This window comes from Streptococcus mitis, from assembly GCF_946188685.1.
In the GTDB taxonomy this organism is placed as follows: domain Bacteria; phylum Bacillota; class Bacilli; order Lactobacillales; family Streptococcaceae; genus Streptococcus; species Streptococcus mitis_CC.
In genome coordinates, this window is sequence record NZ_CAMHWH010000003.1 from 38409 (window position 1) to 63989 (window position 25581).

23 protein-coding genes and 3 pseudogenes are annotated in these 25581 nt (G+C 39.1%); 12 read left to right on the forward strand and 14 right to left on the reverse strand.

Going from position 1 to position 25581, the window contains the following annotated elements; genetic code table 11:
- Positions 1–6: 6 nt before the first annotated feature.
- The 3 genes from N8N51_RS03485 (at position 7) to N8N51_RS03495 (ending at position 1653) form a co-directional block, all read left to right on the forward strand.
- A complete protein-coding gene (locus N8N51_RS03485; RefSeq protein WP_261014885.1) occupies positions 7–222 on the forward strand; it encodes a DUF4649 family protein in 216 nt (71 codons plus the stop codon).
- 82 nt (positions 223–304) lie between these two features.
- Positions 305–946 carry a redox-sensing transcriptional repressor Rex gene (locus N8N51_RS03490; RefSeq protein WP_261103582.1) on the forward strand — a complete coding sequence of 214 codons (642 nt, stop codon included), beginning with the start codon at positions 305–307 and terminating at the stop codon, positions 944–946.
- Positions 947–963: 17 nt separating this feature from the next.
- The gene (locus N8N51_RS03495) at positions 964–1653 is read left to right on the forward strand and encodes a gamma-glutamyl-gamma-aminobutyrate hydrolase family protein (RefSeq protein WP_261103585.1); all 690 of its coding nucleotides are present in this window, start codon (positions 964–966) and stop codon (positions 1651–1653) included.
- Here N8N51_RS03495 and radC read toward each other — a convergent pair.
- From radC to N8N51_RS03510, 3 genes are all read right to left on the reverse strand, one after another.
- Positions 1650–2330 carry a RadC family protein gene (gene radC / locus N8N51_RS03500; protein WP_218493464.1) on the reverse strand — a complete coding sequence of 227 codons (681 nt, stop codon included), beginning with the start codon at positions 2328–2330 and terminating at the stop codon, positions 1650–1652. The two genes, N8N51_RS03495 and radC, sit on opposite strands and share 4 nt — an antisense overlap.
- 42 nt (positions 2331–2372) lie before the next feature.
- Complete coding sequence (pcrA, locus tag N8N51_RS03505) at positions 2373–4664, reverse strand: DNA helicase PcrA (protein ID WP_261103588.1); 2292 nt, start codon at positions 4662–4664, stop codon at positions 2373–2375.
- Positions 4665–4823: 159 nt separating this feature from the next.
- Positions 4824–6494, reverse strand: a complete 1671-nt coding sequence (locus tag N8N51_RS03510) for a formate--tetrahydrofolate ligase (protein WP_261103589.1) — start codon at positions 6492–6494, stop codon at positions 4824–4826.
- Positions 6495–6719: 225 nt separating this feature from the next.
- Between N8N51_RS03510 and coaB the strand changes: the two genes are divergently transcribed.
- From coaB to N8N51_RS03535, 5 genes are all read left to right on the forward strand, one after another.
- Positions 6720–7409 (forward strand): phosphopantothenate--cysteine ligase, encoded by a 690-nt coding sequence (gene coaB / locus N8N51_RS03515; RefSeq protein ID WP_261103590.1) that lies wholly within the window; start codon positions 6720–6722, stop codon positions 7407–7409.
- Between the two features lie 11 nt (positions 7410–7420).
- A complete protein-coding gene (gene coaC / locus N8N51_RS03520; RefSeq protein WP_261080880.1) occupies positions 7421–7972 on the forward strand; it encodes a phosphopantothenoylcysteine decarboxylase in 552 nt (183 codons plus the stop codon).
- Entirely contained in the window at positions 7956–8519 is a 564-nt protein-coding gene (locus tag N8N51_RS03525; protein WP_000747412.1) for an ECF transporter S component, read from the forward strand. Before coaC ends, N8N51_RS03525 begins: the two co-directional genes overlap by 17 nt.
- A 275-nt stretch (positions 8520–8794) precedes the next feature.
- Positions 8795–9322: a hypothetical protein gene (locus N8N51_RS03530; RefSeq protein WP_261050749.1), complete on the forward strand. Its 528-nt coding sequence runs from the start codon at positions 8795–8797 to the stop codon at positions 9320–9322.
- A gap of 11 nt (positions 9323–9333) precedes the next feature.
- Complete coding sequence (locus N8N51_RS03535) at positions 9334–9849, forward strand: transcription repressor NadR (protein WP_049509367.1); 516 nt, start codon at positions 9334–9336, stop codon at positions 9847–9849.
- Here the strand turns inward: N8N51_RS03535 and N8N51_RS03540 are convergent.
- From N8N51_RS03540 to N8N51_RS03570, 7 genes and pseudogenes are all read right to left on the reverse strand, one after another.
- Positions 9846–9986: pseudogene (locus N8N51_RS03540) on the reverse strand (DNA mismatch repair protein MutT); the annotation flags it as partial. The gene N8N51_RS03535 and the pseudogene N8N51_RS03540 overlap by 4 nt on opposite strands.
- A 77-nt stretch (positions 9987–10063) precedes the next feature.
- Entirely contained in the window at positions 10064–11029 is a 966-nt protein-coding gene (locus N8N51_RS03545) for a substrate-binding domain-containing protein (RefSeq protein ID WP_000789622.1), read from the reverse strand.
- A 103-nt stretch (positions 11030–11132) separates the two neighbouring features.
- Entirely contained in the window at positions 11133–12077 is a 945-nt protein-coding gene (locus tag N8N51_RS03550; RefSeq protein ID WP_004248623.1) for an ABC transporter permease subunit, read from the reverse strand.
- Between the two features lies 1 nt (position 12078).
- Positions 12079–13557 (reverse strand): sugar ABC transporter ATP-binding protein, encoded by a 1479-nt coding sequence (locus N8N51_RS03555; RefSeq protein ID WP_033685159.1) that lies wholly within the window; start codon positions 13555–13557, stop codon positions 12079–12081.
- Positions 13558–13570: 13 nt separating this feature from the next.
- Entirely contained in the window at positions 13571–13969 is a 399-nt protein-coding gene (gene rbsD, locus N8N51_RS03560; protein WP_000759835.1) for a D-ribose pyranase, read from the reverse strand.
- On the reverse strand, positions 13944–14855 hold the full coding sequence (rbsK, locus tag N8N51_RS03565; protein ID WP_024057579.1) for a ribokinase: 912 nt from the start codon (positions 14853–14855) through the stop codon (positions 13944–13946). The genes rbsD and rbsK overlap by 26 nt, the downstream gene beginning before the upstream one ends.
- Positions 14852–15829 (reverse strand): LacI family DNA-binding transcriptional regulator, encoded by a 978-nt coding sequence (locus N8N51_RS03570; RefSeq protein ID WP_000207598.1) that lies wholly within the window; start codon positions 15827–15829, stop codon positions 14852–14854. Before N8N51_RS03570 ends, rbsK begins: the two co-directional genes overlap by 4 nt.
- A 133-nt stretch (positions 15830–15962) precedes the next feature.
- Between N8N51_RS03570 and N8N51_RS03575 the strand changes: the two are divergent.
- A pseudogene (locus N8N51_RS03575) lies at positions 15963–16040 on the forward strand (DNA-binding transcriptional regulator); the annotation flags it as partial.
- Here the strand turns inward: N8N51_RS03575 and N8N51_RS03580 are convergent.
- From N8N51_RS03580 to N8N51_RS03590, 3 genes and pseudogenes are all read right to left on the reverse strand, one after another.
- A complete protein-coding gene (locus N8N51_RS03580; protein WP_033685160.1) occupies positions 16037–16504 on the reverse strand; it encodes an 8-oxo-dGTP diphosphatase in 468 nt (155 codons plus the stop codon). The pseudogene N8N51_RS03575 and the gene N8N51_RS03580 overlap by 4 nt on opposite strands.
- A 22-nt stretch (positions 16505–16526) precedes the next feature.
- Positions 16527–18515: an excinuclease ABC subunit UvrB gene (gene uvrB / locus N8N51_RS03585; protein WP_060628201.1), complete on the reverse strand. Its 1989-nt coding sequence runs from the start codon at positions 18513–18515 to the stop codon at positions 16527–16529.
- Between the two features lie 76 nt (positions 18516–18591).
- Positions 18592–19544, reverse strand: a pseudogene (locus N8N51_RS03590) (CPBP family intramembrane glutamic endopeptidase).
- A gap of 171 nt (positions 19545–19715) precedes the next feature.
- Between N8N51_RS03590 and N8N51_RS03595 the strand changes: the two are divergent.
- The 3 genes from N8N51_RS03595 to zwf all read left to right on the forward strand — a co-directional run bounded on the left by N8N51_RS03595 (position 19716) and on the right by zwf (position 24259).
- Positions 19716–21881, forward strand: coding sequence for an ABC transporter substrate-binding protein/permease (locus tag N8N51_RS03595; protein WP_261103591.1), 2166 nt, complete (start codon positions 19716–19718; stop codon positions 21879–21881).
- Entirely contained in the window at positions 21881–22621 is a 741-nt protein-coding gene (locus tag N8N51_RS03600; protein WP_001096324.1) for an amino acid ABC transporter ATP-binding protein, read from the forward strand. Before N8N51_RS03595 ends, N8N51_RS03600 begins: the two co-directional genes overlap by 1 nt.
- A 150-nt stretch (positions 22622–22771) precedes the next feature.
- Positions 22772–24259: a glucose-6-phosphate dehydrogenase gene (gene zwf / locus N8N51_RS03605; protein ID WP_261103592.1), complete on the forward strand. Its 1488-nt coding sequence runs from the start codon at positions 22772–22774 to the stop codon at positions 24257–24259.
- 44 nt (positions 24260–24303) lie between these two features.
- Here zwf and ftsY read toward each other — a convergent pair whose 3' ends face one another.
- Entirely contained in the window at positions 24304–25578 is a 1275-nt protein-coding gene (ftsY, locus tag N8N51_RS03610) for a signal recognition particle-docking protein FtsY (RefSeq protein ID WP_261034147.1), read from the reverse strand.
- Between the last annotated feature and the right edge of the window lie 3 nt (positions 25579–25581).

Genomic DNA, 25581 nt, shown 5'->3' on the forward strand with positions numbered 1-25581 from the left:
GCCAAAATGTTTGAACTGATCTATAAGGACAGCTATCATGTAGAGCGCACTCTCAAGTATGAGGATTACGAGACTCTCATGCTTGCTTTGTCAGGATGTGTGACTCTGCCAGATACACTTTATGTAACTTCTTTGACGTTTGAGGGGCAGAAAGTTTACCAAGGACTGGTCGGAGACCTCTACCGTTTTCTATCACATGCAGATTTTTTACATCAAAACTAAGATTTTTCTTAGTTTTTTCTTGTTTTTGTTGATTTTTTCACAATGTTTCTATAAAATAGAAGAATAGAAAGGTTGTGATTTTGTGAAAGATAAACAGTCTGCTATTCCAAAAGCTACAGCGAAAAGACTCTCTCTCTACTATCGAATTTTTAAGAGATTTCATGCAGAAAAGATTGAACGTGCCAACTCTAAGCAAATTGCAGAGGCTATCGGTATTGATTCAGCGACCGTACGTCGTGATTTTTCCTATTTCGGCGAACTAGGTCGTCGTGGCTTTGGCTATGATGTTAAAAAATTGATGACATTTTTTGCCGATTTGCTCAATGATAACTCTATTACCAATGTCATGCTGGTAGGTATTGGAAATATGGGCCATGCCCTTCTCCACTATCGCTTCCATGAGCGCAACAAGATGAAGATTATCATGGCCTTTGACCTAGATGACCATCCCGAAGTCGGTACCCAAACTCCTGATGGAATTCCCATTTACGGGATTTCTCAAATCAAGGATAAAATCAAGGATGCTGATGTCAAGACTGCTATCCTGACAGTTCCCAGCGTTAAGTCACAAGAGGTTGCTAATCTCTTGGTGGATGCTGGCGTGAAAGGAATTCTCAGTTTTTCACCAGTCCATCTGCATTTACCAAAAGACGTGGTCGTTCAGTATGTTGATTTGACAAGTGAACTCCAAACCCTCCTCTACTTCATGCGAAAAGCGGATTAGAAAGCGAAAATCATTTTATGAAAAAACCAGTTATTGGGATTACAGGAAACGAAAAAACTCATCCAGATGATGACATCATGATGAGCTACGTAGCAAAAGGCTTTGTTGAAGGCGTTAAAGACGCTGGAGGGATTCCCATCATCCTACCGATTGGTGATCAAGAAATGGCCCGCCACTATATCAGTATGATTGACAAGCTCATCTTGACAGGTGGGCAAAATGTTGATCCAAAATTCTATGGTGAACCAAAAACCATTGATAGCGATGACTACCACCTTCAAAGGGATATCTTTGAACTGGCCCTCATCAAGGAAGCTATTAACCAGAAAAAGCCTATTTTCTCCGTCTGCCGTGGGACTCAACTCTTTAATGTTGCCATGGGTGGAACTTTGTATCAAGATATCGAAGACCACTGGCAAGATTGTTCTGCCGAGTACACAACTCAACGCTTGATGACAGAACCAAATACTGTTCTTCGAGAAATCTATGGAGAAATTTCCCATATCAACTCCTTCCACCACCAGAGCATCAAAGATTTAGCACCAAATTTAAAGATTGCGGCTCATGATCCTAAAGATGGTATCATTGAAGCTGTCATGAGTACGGATGATGTTGCCTTTCTCGGTGTCCAATGGCACCCAGAATTTCTTTTTGAAAATCGTCCCAAAGATAAAAACCTCTTTGACTATGTCGTCAATGAACTTTAGATTAAATCCGTCTTTTCACGATAACTAAAGTAATTAGAATGAGAGACAATCAAATGGTCCAAGAGGACAATCCCCATCAGGTCACAGGCTTCTTTTACAAGTTTAGTCACATGATCATCATTTCGGCTAGGGGCTACCGCTCCTGAAGGATGATTGTGGACCAAGATGAGAGAAGTCGCCATATGCTTGATAGCATAGTGAAGAATCTCACGTGGTTCAGCAATACTACGAGTAGCTGAGCCGATAAAAATGGTCTGTTGATGAATGATTTGATTTTGAGTATTGAGATAGAGCGCCACCAGGTGCTCTTGTTTTTTATGTCCCAACTCCTGTTGCATCTTCTTGGCCAACTTTTGACTGCTGAGAATACTTTCCATCTCAATAGTTTCATGTTTGTGAATACGATGCCCCAGTTCAATCATAGCTTGTAATTCTATAGCCTTAACACGGCCAATACCAGATAGACTCTGCAATTCCTGCAGGGTCATTTTTTTCAAATCCGTTAGGCTTGAAAGATTGTTCAAAACTTTCTGGGCAATTTCAAAAACGCTAGCTTGACGTGTTCCTGTCCTAAGTAAAATAGCTAGCAACTCTTGGTTACTGAGCGCTTCTACTCCTTCCTTGGCCAGCCTTTCTCTTGGTAATAGTGAATCTTCTTGGAATGAAATACTATACATAAAAATCCTCCTCACTTTATTATTCGTGAGAAGGATGGAAAATTAGATTTTTTTCTCAATTGGGGCTACACTGGCTAAAAGTTTTTTCAAGCCTACTTCTGGGAAATTGATTTTTAATTCCTGAGTAGCACCGCTACCTGAAACTTCCAGAACAGTTCCCTCTCCCCATTTCTTGTGGAGAGCAATGTCACCAATGGACCAATTTGCCTCGCTAGACCCTGATTTTGCTCCAGCTGTAAATTGACCAAATGGGAGACCGCTTGACTGGATAGTTTTTGGTGCCACACCGCGTTTACGGTCTTGAAGGGCCTGGGCAAGACTCATACCTTGACCAAAGGCGAGACCACCACTGCTATAAGATGTCTTAAAGCTTGTATTTACAGGACGAGCCAGACCTTGATACTCAAGTAAGTCTGAGCTGATTTCGTTAATAAAACGAGTCGGACGGTTGTAGTTGGTACGACCAAAAAGCAGGCGCGAATTGGCATTTGTCAGATAGAGAATTTTCTCTGCACGCGTAATTCCTACATAGGCCAGACGGCGTTCTTCTTCTAATTCATCTAGATCCTCAGCCGCGCGGCTAAGCGGAAAGACATTCTCTTCCATCCCAATCAAAAAGACAACTGGAAACTCGAGACCTTTGGCAGCATGCAGGGTCATTAGGGTAACTTCTGATGTCTCCTGACTACCTGAATCTGTATCAGCAATCAAGGCCAGGTCATTTAAGAAACGACTTAGTTTGTCCAAACCAGTTTCTTCTTCTGGTCCATCAGATGTGTCATCAAAGTTTTTCGTCACAGAAAGGAACTCTTCAATATTTTCAACCCTAGCCTTGCTTTCTAAAGTCGCTTGAGCGTTTAGAATATCGACGTAACCTGTTTTTTCTAGAACAGCCTCAACCAACTCAGTAATGCTTAAGTGATCCAGTTGCTCCCGCAAATCCAGAATCATATTGGCAAAATCCCAAATTGACTGGGCTGCTTTTCCTTTGATGCCAGACAACATGATGTTTGCAGAAGCATCTAGCATAGACATGTCTTGCATATTCGCAAAATCACGGATTTTCTCAACTGTACCTGGGCCAATTCCACGTTTCGGTTCGTTGATAATACGCTCAAAACTGATATTGTCACTCAAATTAGCAATGAGGTTGAGATAAGCGATAATATCTCGGATTTCCTTACGGCTGTAGAACTTGGTTCCACCAACCATGGTATAAGGAATATTTGACTTGAGAAGGGCTTCCTCAATAGTACGAGACTGGGCGTTTGTACGATAGAGAACTGCAAAATCCTTGTGGAGGAAGTTTTGGCTACGACCAAGTTCATCGATGGTTTTGGCTACAAAAACAGCCTCATCTTGTTCGTCGTTGGCACGATAGTAAACGATTTGCTCCCCATCAGCGTTTTGAGTCCAGAGATTCTTAGGACGGCGATTTTTATTATTTTTAATGACCTCGTTGGCCGCTTGCAGAATAGTTTTAGTTGAACGGTAATTCTCCTCCAACAAAACAACCTTGGCTTGGGGATAATCCTTTTCAAAGTCCAAAATATTCTGCATATCAGCACCTCGCCAACCATAAATAGACTGGTCCGCGTCCCCAACCACACAGATGTTTTTAAAGCGCGAAGCCAAGAGTTTGACCAATTGGTACTGGGCATGGTTGGTATCTTGGTACTCATCAACGTGGATGTATTGGAATTTCTGTTGATAGTAAGTCAAAACATCAGGATTTTGATCAAAAAGACGCAGGGTCAGCATAATCAAATCATCAAAGTCAACTGATTCTGACTGACGAAGCTCTTTTTGATAAGCAGTGTAACACTGAGCCACGATTTGCGTGTACATATCGCCAGCTTGGGCAGCATAAGCTACATCATCAATCAAATCATTTTTAGCATTGGAAATGGTTCCTAAGATGCTCCGCTCATTCCATTTTTTAGGATCTAAATTCAACTGCTTGAGAATGCGTTTCATGAGCGTTCGCTGTTCACCAGGATCCACAATAGTAAAATTACGATTGTAGCCAATATGATCCGCATCACGACGCAAAATACGAACACACATGGAGTGGAAGGTCGCAATCAGACAGTCCTGAGTGGCTGGATTGAGGCTATAAGCACGCTCTTTCATCTCACGCGCAGCCTTGTTAGTAAAGGTAATGGCCAAGATATTCCAAGGATTGACCAGCTTTTCATCAATCAGATAAGCGATGCGGTGGGTCAAAACTCGAGTCTTCCCAGAGCCAGCCCCTGCCATGATTAACAAGGGACCTTCTGTCGTTTGTACCGCCTCAGCCTGACGGTCATTCATTCCATTTAATAATGCGTTCATCTTCTCTTCCTTACTCTTGAAGTCAATATTTCTATTATATCAGAATTCAGGGAAAATATCTTTACCTAGACTGGTTACGTGTAGAAGGCAACTCCTTATATCTAGATAAAAAATGAGCTTGGATAGTATTTCCAAACTCATTTGAATTCAATTAAACTATTAGAACAAGCCTAGAACGGTTCCATCGCTTTCAACATCCATGTTTAGAGCAGCTGGTCGTTTTGGAAGTCCTGGCATGGTCATGACATCTCCAGTTAAGGCAACTATGAAGCCTGCACCTAATTTTGGCACCAATTCGCGAATGGTAATTTCAAAGTTTTCAGGTGCTCCAAGTGCACTGGGATTGTCTGAGAAACTATACTGAGTCTTAGCCATACAGATTGGTAATTTATCCCAGCCATTTTGAACAATTTGAGCGATTTGAGTTTGAGCTTTCTTTTCGAAGTTTACTTTTGAACCACGATAGATTTCAGTAACAATTTTTTCAATCTTTTCTTGAACAGAAAGGTCATTGTCATATAAACGTTTGTAATTAGCTGGGGTTTCAGCAATTGTCTTAACAACTGTCTCAGCAAGTGCTACCCCACCTTCTGCGCCATCAGCCCAGACACTAGCCAACTCAACTGGTACGTCGATTGAAGCACAGAGTTCTTTCAAGGCTGCAATTTCAGCTTCAGTATCAGATACAAATTCGTTAATAGCTACGACTGCAGGTACTCCAAATTTACGGATATTTTCAACGTGGCGTTGCAAGTTAGCAAAACCTGCACGAACTGCTTCTACATTTTCTTCAGTAAGAGCGTCTTTAGCCACACCACCATTCATCTTAAGGGCACGAAGGGTTGCAACAATAACTACTGCATCTGGAGATGTTGGCAAGTTTGGTGTCTTAATATCAAGGAATTTCTCAGCACCAAGGTCTGCACCAAAACCAGCTTCAGTAACTGTATAATCAGCCAAGTGAAGAGCTGTTGTAGTTGCCAAGACTGAATTACATCCATGAGCAATATTGGCAAATGGACCACCGTGTACAAAGGCAGGTGTACCGTAAATTGTCTGAACCAGGTTCGGCTTAATCGCATCCTTCAAGATCAAAGCTAAAGCACCTTCAATCTGCAAATCACCTACAGAAACAGGTGTACGATCATAGCGATAACCAATAACGATATTCGCCAAACGGCGTTTCAAGTCCTCGATGTCTGTTGCCAAGCAAAGAATTGCCATGATCTCTGAAGCAACTGTAATGTCAAAGCCATCCTCACGTGGAATACCATTTAGAGGGCCACCAAGCCCAACTGTTACATGGCGAAGAGCACGGTCGTTCAAGTCCACAACACGTTTCCAAAGGATACGACGTTGGTCAATTCCCAACTCATTCCCTTGGTGCAAGTGGTTGTCAATCAAGGCAGAAAGCGCATTGTTGGCAGTCGTAATGGCATGCATGTCTCCAGTGAAGTGAAGGTTGATGTCTTCCATTGGCAGAACTTGAGCGTAACCACCACCAGCGGCACCACCCTTGATACCCATTACTGGACCAAGAGATGGTTCGCGAATAGCAATCATGGTTTTCTTGCCAATCTTGTTCAAGGCATCCGCAAGACCAATGGTAATAGTTGATTTTCCTTCACCTGCAGGTGTTGGATTGATGGCAGTAACCAGAATCAATTTTCCAACTGGATTGCTCTCAACTGCACGAATTTTATCAAAGCTGAGCTTAGCCTTGTACTTTCCGTACAACTCTAAATCATCGTAAGAAATACCAAGTTTCTCTACAACATCAACAATTGGCTTCAACTCAATACTCTGTGCGATTTCAATATCTGTTTTCATTCAAAACTCCTCTGACCTCTTATATGATAACTCATTATAACACAAAACAAGATTTTTAACATCCTAAAACTCTCTAAACGTTCGTAAATATCCCTGTTTTTAAGGTTTTTAGAGTCCTTTCTTAAATTTTATATGGCTTTATAGTTTGAAACTATATTCTTTCCTTTTACCAAATTTTTATCACTTTCATTTTACTTACCGTTTATTTTTGTGTACAATAGTGCTATGAAAATTTTAGTTACATCGGGCGGTACCAGTGAAGCTATCGATAGCGTCCGCTCTATCACTAACCATTCTACAGGTCACTTGGGCAAAATCATCACAGAAACCTTGCTTGCTGCAGGGCATGAAGTTTGTTTGATAACAACAAAACGAGCTCTGAAGCCAGAAGCCCATCCCAACCTAAGCATTCGAGAAATTAACAATACCAAGAACCTTCTACTGGAAATGCAAGAACGTGTTCAGGATTATCAGGTCTTGATTCACTCAATGGCCGTATCTGATTACACTCCTGTTTATATGACAGGGCTGGAGGAAGTTCAGGCTAGCTCTAATTTGGAAGAATTTTTAAGCAAGCAGAATCATCAGGCAAAGATTTCTTCGACTGATGAGATTCAGGTTTTATTCCTTAAAAAGACTCCAAAAATCATCTCTCTAGTCAAGGAGTGGAATCCTGCTATTCATCTGATTGGTTTCAAACTGCTGGTTGATGTTACCGAAGACCATCTGGTTGACATTGCTAGAAAAAGTCTTATCAATAACAAAGCAGACTTGATTATCGCAAATGACCTGACTCAAATTTCAGCAGATCAGCACCGTGCAATCTTTGTTGAAAAAGATCAGCTTCAAACAGTCCAGACTAAAGAAGAAATTGCAAAACTCCTCCTTGAAAAAATTCAAGCCTATCATTCTTAGAAAGGAAAGCTATGGCACACATTCTCTTGGCTGTGACAGGCTCAATCGCCTCTTACAAGTCGGCAGATTTAGTCAGTTCTCTAAAAAAACAAGGCCATGATGTCACTGTCTTAATGACTCAGGCTGCTACAGAGTTTATCCAACCCTTGACACTACAGATCTTATCACAAAATCCTGTCCACTTGGATGTCATGAAAGAACCTTATCCTGATCAGGTTAATCATATTGAACTTGGAAAAAAAGCAGATTTATTTATCGTAGCCCCGGCAACTACTAACACTATTGCAAAACTAGCCCACGGCTTCGCGGATAACATGGTGACCAGTACGGCTCTGGCATTGCCCAGTCATATTCCCAAACTAATAGCTCCTGCTATGAATACAAAAATGTATGACCATCCAGCAACTCAGGCTAATCTGAAAACATTAGAAACCTACGGCTATCAGCTGATTGCTCCAAAAGAATCCCTACTAGCTTGTGGAGACCACGGACGAGGAGCCCTAGCTGACCTCACAATTATTTTAGAAAGAATAAAGGAAACTCTCGATGAAGAAACGCTCTAATATTGCACCTATTGCTATCTTTTTTGCAACCATGCTCGTGATTCACTTTCTGAGCTCACTTATCTTTAACCTTTTTCCATTTCCAATCAAACCGACCATCGTTCATATTCCTGTCATTATTGCCAGCATTATTTACGGTCCACGAGTTGGGGTTACACTTGGATTTTTGATGGGGCTACTTAGCTTGACAGTTAATACAATTACGATTCTACCAACAAGTTACCTCTTCTCTCCTTTCGTACCAAATGGGAACATCTACTCAGCTATCATTGCCATCGTCCCACGTATTTTGATTGGTTTAACTCCGTATCTAGTCTATAAACTGATGAAAAATAAAACTGGTCTTATTTTAGCTGGTGCCCTTGGTTCACTTACCAATACAGTCTTTGTACTTGGTGGAATTTTCTACCTTTTTGGAAATGTCTTTGATGGTAATATCCAAAAACTCCTAGCAACTGTTATCTCAACTAATTCCATTGCTGAATTAGTCATTTCCGCAGTTCTGACCCTTGCTATTGTTCCAAGACTACAAACTTTGAAGAAATAAAACAATCTCCGCTTTCATGCTTGAAGGTGGAGATTTTGTTTGAGGTAGTTTCTTTTTAGTGAAATCTTTGCCAATATTTATACTTGCAAACTAGGAGGCAAGCTGCAGGTTGCTCAAAACACGGTTTTGAGGTTGTGGATTGAAGCTGACGTGGTATGAAGAGATTTTATAAAAGTATTAACTTAAAAACGACCTATAAACCTAAGTAAATCCTTGCTTTATTGTCTTGTTTATTATACTATACTAGTGTATATACAGACAAAAAGGAGATTCTTATGAATACGCGAAAAAAGACACAATTTATGACAATGACTGCCCTCTTAACGGCTATTGCGATTTTGATTCCAATTGTTATGCCTTTCAAAATTGTCATTCCACCTGCTTCCTATACTTTAGGAAGCCACATCGCTATTTTTATTGCCATGTTCTTATCGCCCTTGATGGCTGTTTTTGTCATCCTAGCCTCTAGTTTTGGATTTTTGATGGCTGGCTATCCCATGGTTATCGTTTTTCGAGCTTTTTCCCATATCTTTTTTGGGACTTTGGGGGCTCTTTACCTACAAAAATTCCCCGATACCCTAGATAAACCAAAAGCTTCCTGGATTTTCAACTTTGTGTTAGCGCTTGTCCATGCCCTTGCTGAAGTATTAGCTTGTATCGTTTTTTATGCAACTACCGGTACCAATGTAGAAAATATGTTTTATGTTCTATTTGTACTAGTTGGATTTGGTACAATTATTCATAGTATGGTAGACTATACATTAGCACTAGCTGTCTATAAAGTGCTTCGCAAACGCCGTTAAAAGGAAGAACTATGACAAAAGATCGCAAACAAGCCCTGCTCCAACTCTTGAAAGAAGCTCCTAAAGCCCTCAATGGCCAAAGTTTAGCTGAACATTTTCATGTTACACGCCAGGTCATTGTACAGGACATTGCAATTTTAAGAGCCGATGGCGCTCCTATCCTATCCACCAATCGTGGCTACGTCTATAAGCAAATTGAAACCAATCCTTATGTTCACAAACTTTTCAAAGTGAAACATGAAGTTGAAGAAATCGGTCAAGAACTCCTTGCTATCGTAGATAATGGCGGACGTGTTCAAAACACCTTGATTGACCATCCCGTCTATGGAGAAATTGAAACCTTGCTGAAACTGTCTTGTCGTAGAGATGTGCAACATTTTCTAGAACAAGTTGAGCATTCAGATTTTAGACCTCTGTCTGAATTAACAGATGGTATCCATTACCACCTAGTTGAAGCCGAAACACAACAAGACCTCCACTATATCGAGGAGGCCTTAGATCAGCTAGGTTATTTAGTAAAAGACTAGAAGATTTTCTTCGCCCAGCCATCTTCTGTACGGTGGCGGTAGAAAAACTCTGACTTGTCAGGAGCTTCCATCATTTCCATCAAAGGTAGCATATCATAGGCCAGATCCAAGTTTGGAATCTGGTCTTTTTGAATCCAATAGCTCAAATAGTAACAATGATATTTAAAAACCACATTGAATGAAAATTAACAACTACTTGCTTACTAAAAATATATCACCAGTTATGTTGATCAACATTATCCTTAGTCACAAGATAAATTGGAGAAACTGTTTCTTTTTCCAGTTTTTTCCCTTGATAATGATCTATTGCTGATTGAATAGCAATTTCACCCATCTTAGCTGGTTGCTGAGCAATAGTGGCAGTAATATCACCTTTTGCAATAGCATCATGTGCATCTGGTTGACCATCAATACCAACAATTAATACATTGCTAAGACCAGCTGCTTTTACTGCTTGTGCAGCTCCTAACGCCATCTCATCATTCTGTGCAAAGATTGCTTGTACTTCTTTGTTTCCTTGAATCATATTTTGCGCTGTATTCAAAGCTTTTGCGCGATCAAAATTAGCGGATTGACTAGAAAGAACATCTAAATTTGTCTTTGAAATTTGTTCAAATCCTTTACCTCTATCTACAGTTGCAGAAGCGCCAGGGACTCCTGATAATTCAAAAGTTTTTGCTTTTTCTCCCAATTGCTTGGTAATAAATTCTGCAGCCATTTTACCTGCTTCTACGTTATCAGAAGCAACAGTTGTCAAGACTTCACCACCATTACTACCGCGGTCAATTAAGATTACCGGAATGTTTGCATTATTAGCAGCTTTAATAGATGTAACAATTGCATCAGAATCAACTGGATTAATTAGTAAAGCATCTACATTTTGACTAATAAAATTTTGAATATCATCTGCTTGTCTAGCAGCATCATCTTGTGCATCTGCTATCTTCAAAGTTACTTCTTTTTCCCCTGCAGCTTTTTCAAGGCCATCTTTCATAGCCACAAAATAAGGATTGTTAGTAGTAGAAATAGAAACTCCTAATTTTAATTCTTTTGCCGACTTTTGAGTCGTAGATTTATTATCATTTGATGAATTTCCTAAACCAGTTTTTCCACAAGCTACTAAAGCAAAAATAAATGTTACAAACAAAGCAAAAATGCTAATTTTTTTAATATTTTTCATGTTATTACTCCTCGTAATATATATCTATAGGGATAGTTTCAATCCCGATTATTGTACGTCATCTAATAAATTGTTACTATTTCCAAAAAAATTGAAAATTATTCTACTGTTTTACAACTTTAAAACGATCAATCAGAACAGCAATTAAGATTACAACTCCTTTTACTACTTGTTGCCAAAATGCTGAAACACCAATAATATTAAGTCCATTATTCAAAACTCCAATAATTAAAGCACCTATTAGAGTCCCAAGTATACGACCTTTACCTCCAGATAAAGAGGTTCCTCCAAGAACAACAGCTGCAATAGCATCCATTTCATAACTAGCACCTGCTGTTGGTTGAGCAGAACTTAAGCGTGATGTTATAATTAATCCAGAAATTGAAGCCATAATACCTGATATTGAATAAATGATAATTTTCACTTTATTTAATTTCACACCTGATATATATGCTGCTTTTTCATTCCCCCCTATAGCATATACAGATTTACCAAATGCTGTTTTATGAAGTAAAACATATAAAACAATAAATACAATAAACATAATAATTACAGGAAATGGAATTCCTACTATGTAACCTTGCCCCAAAAATTGAAATAAGAATGTATCACTTAATCCTTTTGTAATAGGATTCCCATTTGTATAAACAAGTGTTGCTCCCCTAAAAATAGTCATAGTCGCTAAAGTGACGATAAATGGAGCTAATTTCCCGTAGGAAATCAATAACCCATTCATCATACCTAGAATGCAACCCAAAATTAAAGAGATGAGAATTGCTAACGTAACAGGCATTCCAGATCCTAATAAACCTGCTGTTAGCGCGCTGGATAAGGCTAAAATTGATCCTACTGATAAATCGATTCCACCTGTTAGAATAACAAAAGTCATTCCAAAAGCAATCAGTGCATTTGATGTTACTTGCAATAGTAAATTTAACAGATTATTTGCTGTTAAAAAATTTGAATTGATAATAGTGATGACAGCCATTAAAATTATCAATGCTATTACCGTTGTCAATTCTGACATGTACTTCATAGTATTTTTCACACTATTGTCCTCCTGTAGCTAGTTGCATAACTTTTTCTTGTGTAGCTTCTCGACGTGTTAATTCCCCACTAATTCTACCTTCATGCATGACCATAATGCGATCACTGACTCCAATCACTTCTGGTAAATCTGAAGAGACCATAATAATCGGTACACCTCGTTCAGCTAATTCATTCATTAATTGGTAAATTTCACGCTTAGCTCCAACATCTACCCCACGAGTTGGCTCATCTAAAATCAGTACTTTTGGTGCAATACCTATCCATTTTGCTAAAACTACTTTCTGTTGATTACCACCAGAAAGTGTCCCAACTTCCTTATCTGGATAACCTGATTTAATTTGTAACCTATCAATTAAGCGTTGTACAAATATACCACTTGTTTTATTATCGAAAATGCCATTTTTAACAAAATCACGAGTACTAGGTAAAGTCATATTATCTTTAATAGAAAAATCTAAAATCAATCCCTCATCTTTACGATCTTCTGTTAAGAAACCAATTCCATGCTTAATTGCTTCAAAAGGATTTTTAATTATCAGTTGTTCTCCGTTTATTATAATTTGACCAGATTTTAAAGAATCAATTCCAAAAATTGCTCGCATTATTTCAGTACGACCAGCACCCATCAAACCAGAAAAACCAAGAATTTCCCCTTGACGTACATAGAAAGAAATATCCGTAAAAGCATCACCAGAAAGATTCTTAGCTTGAAAAACAATATTCCCAATCTCAGCCTTTTTTTCTGGATAATAATCTTCTAATTCACGGCCTACCATCTTCTGAACTAATTCATCTGCATTAGTTAACTTCGTTTTCTTGGTATCAATTACAAACCCATCCCTCATAACAGTTATAAGATCTGTGATCTTAAAGATTTCTTCCATCCGATGTGAAATATACACAATACCTACACCATCAGATTTTAATCCTTCTATCACTTTAAAAAGTGTTTCAGTTTCACGATCAGTTAAAGCTGCTGTGGGTTCATCCATAATTAACAAGGAAACTTCTGATAATAAACATTTTGCTATTTCTATCATTTGTTGTTGTCCGACTGATAATTGACCAATGATTGCATCGAGAGGAATAGAGATATTAAGACGTTTAAATGCTTCTTTAGCTTTCCTTTCCATACTAACTTTATCTAGAAACCCAATCGAATTTTTAATTTCTCTTCCTAAAAAAAGATTATCAAGTACAGTCATATCTGGCCAAGTATTCATTTCCTGATGAATAAAACTCAGTCCAAACCGTTCTGCCTCTTGAGGATTAGAAAATGTTTTTTCTTTTCCATCAATAAAAATAGTTCCTGAAGTAGCTGGAAAAAGTCCAGTTAAAATATTCATTAAGGTTGATTTGCCTGCGCCATTCTCCCCCATTAAAGCATGAACTTCTCCTGAATTAAGAACCAAATCAATACTTTCTAAAACACGATTATTCCCAAAAGATTTTGAAATGTTCTTCATTTCAATTTTCATAGGCAACCCCCTTCTAAATAATAACTCCTGATTGCAAGATTATATTCGAATATGGTGTATCTTCCCCAGTGCGAATAACTGCCTTAACTTTAGTATTCATAGCTTTCAATTCTTCATGACTAATATATTCAATAATTATATTCGATCCTAAAAGATCTAGAACTGCTTGCCACTGTTCTTTGTTTTTTTCCTTAATTTCTTCTGCTAAGAAAATTTTTTCAATAAGTACATGATCTGAATATTCTTTTAAAACTTCTAAAAAACTTGGACTACCTTTTCTTAATGCTAAATCAATTTTATCAACACCTTTTGGAACTGGCAATCCTAAATCTCCGATACAAACCAAATCCATATGACCTAAATCATCAGCTAGTTTCGCTATATTACTATTTAAAATCCCATATTTCTTCATATCCTGAATGCTCCTTTATTTCTTTCAAACTCGGCATACCTCCTTGCGCTCCAAATCTTTGAACAGAAAGATGTGAAGCAATCGTTGCAAAGGACAATGCAATATCCATCTCTTTTCCTTTTGAGATAGCATAAGCAAAAGCACCATTAAACGTATCTCCTGCTCCTGTAGTATCAACTACTTCTGCTTTTATAGCAGGAATTTTCTTAACTGCTGTCCCATCATAATAAATAGAACCTTCAACTCCTAATGTCACAATCATTTTATTAGGATAAATTTTAATAATTTCTTCTAATTTCTTATCTGGAAAAAGCTCTGAACATTCGTGCTCGTTAGGAGTAATAAAATCACAAAAAGGAATCATCTCTTTGTCTGTTTCTCTAGCTGGTGCAGGATTGTAAAGAACCTTAACTTGATTTTCTTGGCAAAATTTAGCTATAGATAAGTTGGCTTCATGTGGTATTTCATTCTGTAATACAACAATACTTGCATCACTAAGTAATTTCCACTCATTTTTCCAATCATTTGTTTTAACTAAATTATTAGCTCCGGGATAATAAATAATCCTATTATCACCTCCATATAAAGTAATTTGTGCAACTCCTGTAGACTGTGGTACCGTTCCCACATATGCTGTAGAAATATCATTATTTTGCAGATTACTTAATAAATCTGCTGAAAAAATATCTTCTCCTACGTTCCCAAATATGTAAATATTATCTTCAACACTGGATAATCTACCAATAGCTACAGCTTGATTTGCACCTTTTCCACCTGGAACTATATTAAATGAATCGCCAAAAATCGTTTCACCTCCTTCTGGAATCCTTTTTGTTCTCATAACTAAGTCCATTGAAATGCTTCCAACAACAACAATTTTACTCATTTCTTTCTCCTTAATGTATTTCTTTCTATGTACCTAACAGGGAGTTTAATTTTAGCTTCATCTATAGAGAACTTATTTGCCATATTATAGATTAGCTTTGCAGCCTGTTCTCCCATTTTATATGATGATTGGTGGATAGTTGATAAAGAAGGATAAATAAATTGACTAAGTACAATATCATCATAACCAATGATTTGAATATCATCTGGAATTTTTTTCCCAATTGCTAAAATTTCATGAATATAAGCTATCGCATGAATATCAGAAGGTGCTATAATACTATCAATATTTGGATTTCTTTTTAGATTCTCTTTCGCTTCTTTTTGAATTTTTTCAAAGTCAAAAGTTTCACTTTCTTCAATACAAATTTCTAAATTTTTATTCCTCAAATAGTTTAAACTTGCTTCAAATCGTTCCACAATATTCTCAGCTTTATCATCTAAAACTTTGATGATCATAACCTGCTCAGCGCCAGCATTCCAAATTGCTTTAGCAGCCAAACGTCCACCCAACTGATTATCAGAAAAAACACCGTAGCCTGTATCTTTACTAATCCGGTCAACCACAACAACAGGTAATGTTAGATTTGGAAATTCCTTTGTAAAGTCAAGGGTTGTTATAATACCAGCTGCATTTGTTTTTAACAAAAGGTTTATATATTCTTCTAACGAATCATGATCTGAAATAGTACCAACCATAATCCTATAACCTTTATCTTTCAAATATGATTCGGCTCCTCGAACCAATCTTGGGAAGAACGGATTAGAAATATCTGGCAATAAGAGTCCTACCATTTGATTTTTTTTAGTTTTTAAAGATTGTGCTAATACATTTGGTGTGTAATTTAATTTCTTGATAGCATTTTTTATCTTTTCTCTCGCATCATCTCCGACATAGCCTTTTTTCGAAATATATCTTGAAACTGTTGACTTTGATACTCCGGCTTCTTCAGCAACCTGTTTTATTGTAGTCATCACTCCTCCTTTTTATTGTGGAACCGTTCCCTTATTTATATAGTAAGCGTTTTCTTTTGTTTTGTCAATACTTTTTTAGAAATATTTTAAATTTATTTCAGAGTACACATGTTTTTACTAATCTCCTATTACTATTAGATACGAAACACAACAAGACCTCCACTATATCGAGGAGGCCTTGGATCAGCTCGGTTATTTAGTAAAAGACTAGAAGATTTTCTTCTCCCAATCATCTTCTGTACGGCGAGGGTAGAAAAATTCAGATTTGTCCGGAGCTTCCATCATCTCCATCAAAGGTAGCATATCATAGGCCAGATCCAAGTTCGGAATCTGGTCTTTTTGCACCCAAGAAACTTTTCCCTCTTCTGAAGAGCGAAGGGTACCAGTAAACTCAGTCGCCTTGTAACAAACGACAATATAGCGCCCACCTGTATCTAGTGGCCAATTTTTAATGCCGACAAGTTGAGGATTTTGGATAGTCAATCCTGTTTCTTCGTAGATTTCACGAATGACAGACTCCGCAAAAGCCTCACCATTTTCTACATGGCCTCCTGGAAAGGCATAACCTGACCAGCGATTGGTTTCAGGAGCGCGATACTGCATAACCACGCGCTGGGTTTCGAGATCTTCAATCAGACAAATGTTTGTTAAAATCGTTAATTGGGAACGGGACATATTTTCTCCTTTAGGTAATATTCTAATCCAACGCCTTGACTTCCAGCATCATATCTCGGATCTGAGCTGCTAGTTCAAAGTCAAGCACTTCAACGGCTTCTTGCATTTGTTTTTCCAGTTTTTTGACGAGTTCCTTGCGCTCTTGTTTATTAAGACTATTGATATCGACTTCCTTGTCTTCTTCCTTAGCAACTGCCTTGGTCACAGCAATCAGGTCACGGATTTCTTTCTTGATTGTCTGAGGCACAATACCGTGTTCTTCATTATAGGCCATCTGAATTTTCCGACGGCGGGCAGTTTCATCAATGGCACGTTGCATAGACTGAGTCACAGTGTCCGCATACATAATGACATGTCCCTCACTATTACGAGCAGCACGACCAATGGTCTGAATGAGACCACGCTCGTTACGAAGGAAGCCTTCCTTGTCAGCATCGAGAATCGCTACGAGGCTCACTTCAGGAACGTCAATTCCTTCACGAAGGAGGTTGATTCCGACCAAGACATCAAAGACACCCAAGCGCAGGTCACGGATAATCTCTGTCCGCTCTAAAGTCTTGATATCTGAGTGCATGTACTTGACCTTGATGCCCATTTCTTTGAAGTAGTCGGTCAAGTCTTCTGCCATTTTCTTGGTCAAGGTGGTGATAAAGGTTCGTTCGTTCTTTTCAACACGGGCATTAATTTCACCTAAGAGGTCATCAATCTGTCCCATTGTCGGACGGACTTCTACCTCTGGATCCAATAGTCCTGTTGGACGAATGATTTGCTCAATCACTGTCTCAGTCTGTTCATTTTCATAGTCACCAGGTGTCGCTGAAACGTAAACAATCTGATGCACATGGCTTTCAAACTCTTCACGACGGAGAGGCCGATTGTCCAAAGCTGATGGCAAACGAAAACCATAATTAACCAGCATTTCCTTACGCGAACGGTCTCCATTGTACATTCCCTTGATTTGCCCCATAGTCATGTGACTCTCGTCAATCATGATTAAGAAATCATCTGGGAAGAAATCGAGAAGCGTATAAGGAGGCTCACCTTCGCTACGACCATCCATGTGGCGTGAATAGTTTTCAACCCCGTTGGTATAGCCCATCTCACGCAACATCTCAATATCATACTCTGTCCGCTGTTTCAAACGCTGGGCTTCTAGCAGTTTACCTTCCTTTTCAAAGACAGCTAACTGCTCCTCTAACTCTGCTTGAATTTTAGCAATGGCAACTTCCATGTGGTCATCATTGGTCACGAAATGAGTCGCAGGGAAAATCGCCAAATGATCCACTTCTCCCAATACCTGACCAGTCAAGGCTTCAACCTCACGAATACGGTCAATTTCGTCTCCAAAAAATTCTACTCGAAAGGCATGCTCATCACGGGAGGCTGGGAAAATCTCCACTACATCCCCACGAACGCGAAATCTTCCGCGTTGGAAATCAATATCATTACGTTCAAACTGGATATCAACCAAGTCATTCAAGAGTTTATCACGAGAAATTTCAAGACCTGGACGCAGACTCACAACGCTATCAGCGTATTCCTTGGGCGAACCCAGACCATAGATACAAGAGACGGAAGCTACGACAATAACATCATTACGCTCCAAAAGGGCTGAAGTCGCTGAGTGTCGGAGCTTATCAATCTCGTCATTGACAGAGCTATCCTTTTCAATATAGGTATCACTGGAAGGAACATAGGCCTCTGGTTGGTAATAGTCATAGTAAGATACGAAATACTCAACAGCATTTTCAGGGAAAAATTCCTTAAACTCCCCATAGAGCTGACCCGCCAGAGTTTTATTGTGGGCGATGACCAGAGTTGGTTTATTGACTTTGGAAATGACCTGACTCATAGTATAGGTCTTCCCTGTTCCAGTCGCCCCCATCAGAATCTGAGCTTTTTCTCCACCCTCGATATTATCTACCAACTGCTCGATAGCTTGGGGTTGATCTCCTGATGGTTGATATTTTGATACTAGTTTAAATTGATTATCTTTAATGCGATTGATCATAAGAATCCTCTTTCCATGTGCTATTCCTATTTTAGCATACTTATAGCATTTTCACGAAGAAAAGGACGGACCGAAGTCACATCCTTTCATTTTCTTTCTTTAATTGATAGCCAAGATAGACAATCAAAAGTAGCAAGACTAGACTTGTCAGATAGAACCTTCTATGCCAAAAGAACCACCTGATAGCCAATCTTGATTACCTTGTGGTAAAAAGGTCATCAAAGACGTTCCTGACTGCTGACCACTAACTAAAATCCCAAAGAGATTTCCCTGAGCAAAATTCCAGGCTCCATGAATACCTGCAACACCCCAAACTGTATCAGTTTTGAGAAGGTAAAGAGCCATGGCAACTCCGAATAAAAAGAGATTTACTAGAGATAGTGGTGTTAGACCAGAATTGCCCATATGAAGCAGGGTAAAGAATAAGCTAGATATAAGAACAGCAAGTTTGAGATTGGTTCTTGAGGCCAATTGAGGAAGGAGCCAAGCACGGGACACCACTTCTTCTGCTGTCCCCTGTAGGATCCAAAATGGGATAGTAAAAATGATAAAGGCAAGCGAATAAGGATTCAAATGAATGGACTCAAAACGATATTGCCCCAAGGCCACTAAACCTAACAAGGTCAGAAGAAAAAGTGCCAGACCTAGCCCAAATCCTTTCAGAAGATTGCTGAGGAAATTCTCTCTATAAAATCCCAAAGTTCGAATAGGTCTTTTCTCAACTTTTTTAGTCCATCTGAACACAGTGTTGAGAACGAACCCAAAGGCCAGTAAATCTAAAATTAAATGAAAGTCACTTGTTTTATCCGTCAAGCTCTGATGCAAGGTCTGCAAGTAGGTTGCAAGATTTTGACCAGCCTCTCCAAAATTTCTAGCAAGTCCGATGAAAGCTAATAAACTAATACCATACAGAGTATAAGCCACAAACTCTCCTATGAAGACAAAAGCAAAGGCTAACAAGGGGCTTGTGTAAATGTTTAAACTCATTTTTGAAGCTTGGAAGTCTTTAAATATTCTTTTGTTCTTCATATCCCTGTCCTCTTTTCTTCTATATATACTATTATTATAGCAGTTTTTAATAGCAATTCAAGGAAGAAAAGAAAAAATCAATGTTATATTTTCTGACACAAAAATATAAAAATTTGCCTTTTTTTACTTTTTCTGATATAATGGGAAAATATTCGGAAAAGGAGACTAAAAATGAAGAAAAAATTTCTAGCATTTTTGCTAATTTTATTCCCAATTTTCTCATTAGGTATTGCGAAAGCAGAGACGATTAAGATTGTTTCTGATACCGCCTATGCACCTTTTGAGTTTAAAGATTCAGATCAAACTTATAAAGGAATTGATGTTGACATTATCAACAAAGTCGCTGAGATTAAAGGATGGAACATTCAGATGTCCTATCCTGGATTTGACGCAGCGGTCAATGCGGTTCAAGCTGGTCAAGCTGACGCTATCATGGCAGGGATGACAAAGACGAAAGAACGTGAAAAAGTCTTCACCATGTCTGATACTTACTATGATACAAAAGTTGTCATTGCAACTACAAAGGCACACAAAATTAGCAAGTACGACCAATTAACTGGCAAAACTGTTGGTGTTAAAAACGGAACTGCTGCTCAACGTTTTCTTGAAACAATCAAAGATAAATACGGGTTTACTATTAAAACATTTGACACTAGTGATTTGATGAACAACAGCTTGAGTGCTGGTGCTATCGATGCCATGATGGATGACAAACCTGTTATCGAATATGCCATTAACCAAGGTCAAGACCTCCATATTGAAATGGATGGTGAAGCTGTAGGAAGTTTTGCTTTCGGTGTTAAAAAAGGAAGCAAATACGAGCACCTAGTCACTGAATTTAACCAAGCCTTGGCTGAAATGAAAAAAGATGGTAGTCTTGATAAAATCATCAAGAAATGGACTGCTTCATCATCTTCAGCAGTGCCAACTACAACTACTCTAGCAGGATTAAAAGCCATTCCTGTTAAAGCCAAATACATCATTGCCAGCGATTCTTCTTTTGCACCTTTTGTTTTCCAAAACTCAAGCAACCAATTTACTGGTATTGATATGGAATTGATTAAGGCAATTGCTAAAGACCAAGGTTTTGAAATTGAAATCACCAACCCTGGTTTCGATGCCGCTATCAGTGCTGTTCAAGCTGGACAAGCTGATGGTATCATTGCTGGTATGTCTGTCACAGATGCTCGTAAGGCAACTTTTGACTTCTCAGAATCCTACTACACAGCCAATACTATCCTTGGTGTCAAAGAATCAAGTACCATTGCTTCTTATGAAGATTTGAAAGGGAAGACGGTTGGTGTTAAAAACGGAACTGCTTCTCAAACCTTCCTAACAGAAAATCAAAGCAAATACGGTTATCAAATTAAAACCTTCGCTGATGGTTCTTCAATGTATGACAGTTTAAATACTGGAGCTATCGATGCCGTTATGGATGATGAGCCTGTCCTCAAATATTCTATCAGTCAAGGACAAAAATTGAAAACACCAATCCCTGGAACTCCAATCGGTGAAACAGCCTTTGCCGTTAAAAAAGGAGCAAATCCAGAATTGATTGAAATGTTCAACAACGGACTTGCAAACCTTAAAGCAAACGGAGAATTCCAAAAGATTCTTGATAAATACCTAGCTAGCGAATCTTCATCTGCTTCAACAAGCACTGTTGACGAAACAACTATCTGGGGCTTGCTTCAAAATAACTACAAACAGCTCCTTAGCGGGCTTGGTATCACTCTTGCTCTAGCTCTTATCTCATTTGCTATTGCCATTGTCATCGGGATTATCTTCGGTATGTTTAGTGTCAGCCCCTATAAATCTCTTCGTGTAATCTCTGAGATTTTCGTTGATGTTATTCGAGGTATTCCATTGATGATTCTTGCAGCCTTCATCTTCTGGGGAATTCCAAACTTCATCGAGTCTATCACAGGCCAACAAAGTCCAATTAACGACTTTGTAGCTGGTACTATTGCCCTCTCACTCAATGCAGCGGCTTATATCGCTGAAATCGTTCGTGGTGGTATTCAGGCCGTTCCTGTTGGTCAAATGGAAGCCAGCCGAAGCTTGGGTATCTCTTATGGAAAAACCATGCGTAAGATTATCTTGCCACAAGCCACTAAATTGATGTTGCCAAACTTTGTTAACCAATTCGTTATTGCTCTTAAAGATACAACTATCGTATCTGCTATCGGTTTGGTTGAACTCTTCCAAACTGGTAAGATTATCATCGCCCGTAACTACCAAAGTTTCAAGATGTATGCAATCCTTGCTATCTTCTATCTTGTAATTATCACACTTTTGACTAGACTAGCGAAACGCTTAGAAAAGAGGATTCGTTAATGGCAAAATTAAAAATTGATGTAAATGACTTACATAAGCAATATGGAAAAAATAAGGTCCTAAAAGGGATTACAACTAAATTCTACGAAGGAGATGTTGTTTGTATCATCGGTCCTTCAGGTTCTGGTAAGTCAACCTTCCTCCGTAGCCTCAATCTTTTAGAAGAAGTTACGAGTGGTCACATCACTGTGAACGGTTATGACTTAACTGAAAAAACAACCAACGTTGACCACGTCCGTGAAAATATCGGAATGGTGTTCCAACACTTCAACCTCTTCCCACACATGTCTGTATTGGACAACATTACTTTTGCTCCAATTGAGCACAAGTTGATGACTAAGGAAGAAGCTGAAAAATTGGGAATGGAGTTGCTTGAGAAGGTTGGGCTAGCAGATAAAGCTAATGCTAACCCAGATAGCCTATCAGGTGGTCAAAAACAACGTGTGGCCATCGCTCGTGGACTAGCAATGAATCCAGACATCATGCTCTTTGATGAACCAACTTCTGCACTTGACCCTGAGATGGTTGGAGACGTACTAAACGTTATGAAAGAATTGGCTGAGCAAGGCATGACCATGATTATCGTAACCCATGAGATGGGATTTGCTCGTCAGGTTGCCAACCGCGTTATCTTTACTGCAGACGGTGAATTCCTTGAAGACGGAACACCAGATCAAATCTTTGACAACCCACAACACCCACGTCTGAAAGAGTTCTTGGACAAGGTCCTAAACGTCTAAACTTAAACTGTAAGGATTTCCTTGCAGTTTTTTTCTATCCCGTATTGGATTTTTTGATTTTTCGGAAAATTATGTTAGAATTAAGTTTATGAAATGAGATTTCCTCATACCTAGCAAGACTAGGAATAAAAATAGAAATTAGGTAGCTAGATGTCATCTAAGGTTATTGTTACAATTTTCGGTGCGAGTGGAGACCTGGCTAAACGCAAGCTCTACCCTTCCCTTTTTAGACTATATAAATCCGGCAATCTTTCCGAGCACTTTGCAGTCATTGGAACTGCTCGTCGTCCTTGGAGCAAGGAATATTTTGAATCTGTTGTAGTCGAATCCATCCTTGATTTGGCAGATAGTACCGAACAAGCTCAGGAGTTCGCTAGCCACTTCTACTATCAAAGTCATGATGTCAATGATACAGAACACTACATTGCTTTACGTCAATTGCAGGCTGAACTAAATGACAAGTACCAAGCTGAACACAACAAGCTCTTCTTCTTGTCTATGGCACCTCAGTTCTTTGGAACTATCGCCAAACACCTCAAGTCTGAAAACATTGTGGATGGTAAAGGTTTTGAGCGCTTAATCGTTGAAAAACCATTTGGTACAGATTACGCAACTGCAAGCAAGTTGAATGACGAGCTCCTGGCAACATTTGACGAAGAACAAATTTTCCGTATCGACCATTATCTTGGTAAGGAAATGATCCAAAGCATCTTTGCAGTTCGCTTTGCAAACCTGATTTTTGAAAATGTTTGGAACAAGGACTTTATCGATAATGTTCAAATTACCTTTGCGGAGCGCTTGGGTGTAGAAGAACGTGGTGGTTACTATGACCAATCTGGTGCACTCCGTGACATGGTCCAAAACCACACTTTGCAACTGCTTTCTCTGCTTGCCATGGATAAGCCAGCAAGCTTCACAAAGGACGAGATTCGTGCTGAAAAGATTAAGGTCTTTAAAAACCTCTATCATCCAACGGATGAAGAGCTTAAAGAACACTTTATCCGTGGTCAATACCGTTCAGGTAAGATTGATGGCATGAAATATATCTCTTATCGTAGCGAGCCAAATGTGAATCCAGAATCTACAACTGAAACCTTTGCATCTGGTGCCTTCTTTGTAAACAGCGATCGCTTCAGTGGTGTTCCTTTCTTCTTCCGTACTGGTAAACGACTGACTGAGAAAGGAACTCATGTCAACATCGTCTTTAAACAAATGGATTCTATCTTTGGAGAACCACTTGCTCCAAACATTTTGACCATCTATATCCAACCAACAGAAGGCTTCTCTCTTAGCCTAAATGGAAAGCAAGTAGGAGAAGAATTCAACTTGGCTCCCAACTCACTTGATTACCGTACAGATGCGACCGCAACTGGTGCTTCTCCAGAACCATACGAGAAATTGATTTATGATGTCTTAAATAACAACTCAACTAACTTTAGCCACTGGGATGAAGTTGGTGCGTCATGGAAATTGATTGACCGTATCGAAGAACTCTGGGCTGAAAATGGTGCCCCACTTCATGACTATAAAGCTGGAAGCATGGGACCTCAAGCAAGCTTTGACTTACTTGAAAAATTCGGTGCCAAATGGACTTGGCAACCAGATATCGCCTATCGTCAAGATGGTCGTTTAGAATAAAAAAATTCCTGCAAGTTTGTTCCTTGCAGGATTTTTACTTCTAATTAGATTAAGCCTTCCAAGAGACCCTTCATAAAGTTTTCTGAGTTAAACTCTCCAATATCATCGATTTTTTCACCAAAACCAATCAATTTTACAGGAATATTGAGTTCTTCACGGATGGCTAGAACCACACCACCTCGAGCAGTTCCATCAATCTTAGTCAAGACAATTCCAGTTAAAGGTGTGATTTTTGAAAATTCTTTGGCCTGTACAAGGGCATTTTGACCTGTTGATGCATCCAGAGCCAAGAAAGTTTCATGCGGTGCTTCTGGCACAACACGTTTGATGATACGACCAATCTTTTCTAGCTCAGCCATAAGGTTATCCTTATTTTGCAGACGACCAGCGGTATCAATCATAAGAATATCGATACCTTCGGCTACAGCCCGTTCCATGCCATCAAAGACTACACTGGCTGGGTCAGCTTTTTCAGGTCCAGTTACAACCGGAACATCTACACGACGGCCCCATTCAGCTAGCTGTGCTACTGCCCCCGCACGGAAGGTATCTGCCGCAACCAACATGACCTTCTTACCTGCTTGTTTGTAGCGGTGAGCTAGTTTCCCGATAGAAGTTGTTTTCCCAACACCATTAACACCAACAAAGAGCATGACTGTCAAGCCATCTTGGAAGTGGATACTTTCATCGTAGTTGCCATCCTTTTCATAAAGCTCAACCAATTTCTCAATGATGACACGGCGTAGTGCGTCAGGTTTCTTGGCGTTTTCAAGCTTGGCTTCGTAGCGTAGTTCCTCAGTTAAATTAGAAGCCACCTGGACACCAACGTCACTCATGATCAGTAATTCTTCCAGTTCCTCGAAGAATTCTTCATCGACAGAGCGGAAATTGGCAAAGAAGGCATTCAAACGAGCACCGAAGCCTGTACGAGTTTTCTTAAGACTACGATCATATTTTTCCTGAACAGTTTCTTCTACTTGAGACGTTTCTGGTTCAAGCACTTCAGAACTATTTTCTTCTACAGTCTCTAGGAACTCATAATTCTCTTTCTCTGAGACTTCTTCTGAGTTTACAAATTCTTCTATTTCTTCTTGAGGAATCTCTACAACTGGCTCTGAATCCAGACTTTCTTCAACTGTGTCTTGGATTTTATCTTCTTGGAGCTCAGCTTGTTCAACAATTTCAACTTCTGCATCTTCTTGAGAAACTTCCTCAGCTTCTGTATCTTCAGACAAATCAAGATTTTCCAGAGCTTCTTTTACAACTTCTTCGATTTTAGGTTCTTCTTTTTTTCCGAATAGACGGTCAAATAATCCCATATC

Coding starts and splice junctions, on each gene's coding strand:
- N8N51_RS03535 (WP_049509367.1), top strand. CDS start 9,334: ATGACAAAAGATCGCAAACAAGCCCTGCTCCAACTCTTGAAAGAAGCT.
- pcrA (WP_261103588.1), bottom strand. CDS start 4,664: ATGAACGCATTATTAAATGGAATGAATGACCGTCAGGCTGAGGCGGTA.
- coaB (WP_261103590.1), top strand. CDS start 6,720: ATGAAAATTTTAGTTACATCGGGCGGTACCAGTGAAGCTATCGATAGC.
- N8N51_RS03530 (WP_261050749.1), top strand. CDS start 8,795: ATGAATACGCGAAAAAAGACACAATTTATGACAATGACTGCCCTCTTA.
- uvrB (WP_060628201.1), bottom strand. CDS start 18,515: ATGATCAATCGCATTAAAGATAATCAATTTAAACTAGTATCAAAATAT.
- ftsY (WP_261034147.1), bottom strand. CDS start 25,578: ATGGGATTATTTGACCGTCTATTCGGAAAAAAAGAAGAACCTAAAATC.
- radC (WP_218493464.1), bottom strand. CDS start 2,330: ATGTATAGTATTTCATTCCAAGAAGATTCACTATTACCAAGAGAAAGG.
- N8N51_RS03545 (WP_000789622.1), bottom strand. CDS start 11,029: ATGAAAAATATTAAAAAAATTAGCATTTTTGCTTTGTTTGTAACATTT.
- N8N51_RS03595 (WP_261103591.1), top strand. CDS start 19,716: ATGAAGAAAAAATTTCTAGCATTTTTGCTAATTTTATTCCCAATTTTC.
- N8N51_RS03555 (WP_033685159.1), bottom strand. CDS start 13,557: ATGAAAATTGAAATGAAGAACATTTCAAAATCTTTTGGGAATAATCGT.
- N8N51_RS03525 (WP_000747412.1), top strand. CDS start 7,956: ATGAAGAAACGCTCTAATATTGCACCTATTGCTATCTTTTTTGCAACC.
- zwf (WP_261103592.1), top strand. CDS start 22,772: ATGTCATCTAAGGTTATTGTTACAATTTTCGGTGCGAGTGGAGACCTG.
- N8N51_RS03495 (WP_261103585.1), top strand. CDS start 964: ATGAAAAAACCAGTTATTGGGATTACAGGAAACGAAAAAACTCATCCA.
- N8N51_RS03485 (WP_261014885.1), top strand. CDS start 7: ATGTTTGAACTGATCTATAAGGACAGCTATCATGTAGAGCGCACTCTC.
- N8N51_RS03570 (WP_000207598.1), bottom strand. CDS start 15,829: ATGACTACAATAAAACAGGTTGCTGAAGAAGCCGGAGTATCAAAGTCA.
- coaC (WP_261080880.1), top strand. CDS start 7,421: ATGGCACACATTCTCTTGGCTGTGACAGGCTCAATCGCCTCTTACAAG.
- N8N51_RS03510 (WP_261103589.1), bottom strand. CDS start 6,494: ATGAAAACAGATATTGAAATCGCACAGAGTATTGAGTTGAAGCCAATT.
- rbsK (WP_024057579.1), bottom strand. CDS start 14,855: ATGAGTAAAATTGTTGTTGTTGGAAGCATTTCAATGGACTTAGTTATG.
- rbsD (WP_000759835.1), bottom strand. CDS start 13,969: ATGAAGAAATATGGGATTTTAAATAGTAATATAGCGAAACTAGCTGAT.
- N8N51_RS03580 (WP_033685160.1), bottom strand. CDS start 16,504: ATGTCCCGTTCCCAATTAACGATTTTAACAAACATTTGTCTGATTGAA.
- N8N51_RS03600 (WP_001096324.1), top strand. CDS start 21,881: ATGGCAAAATTAAAAATTGATGTAAATGACTTACATAAGCAATATGGA.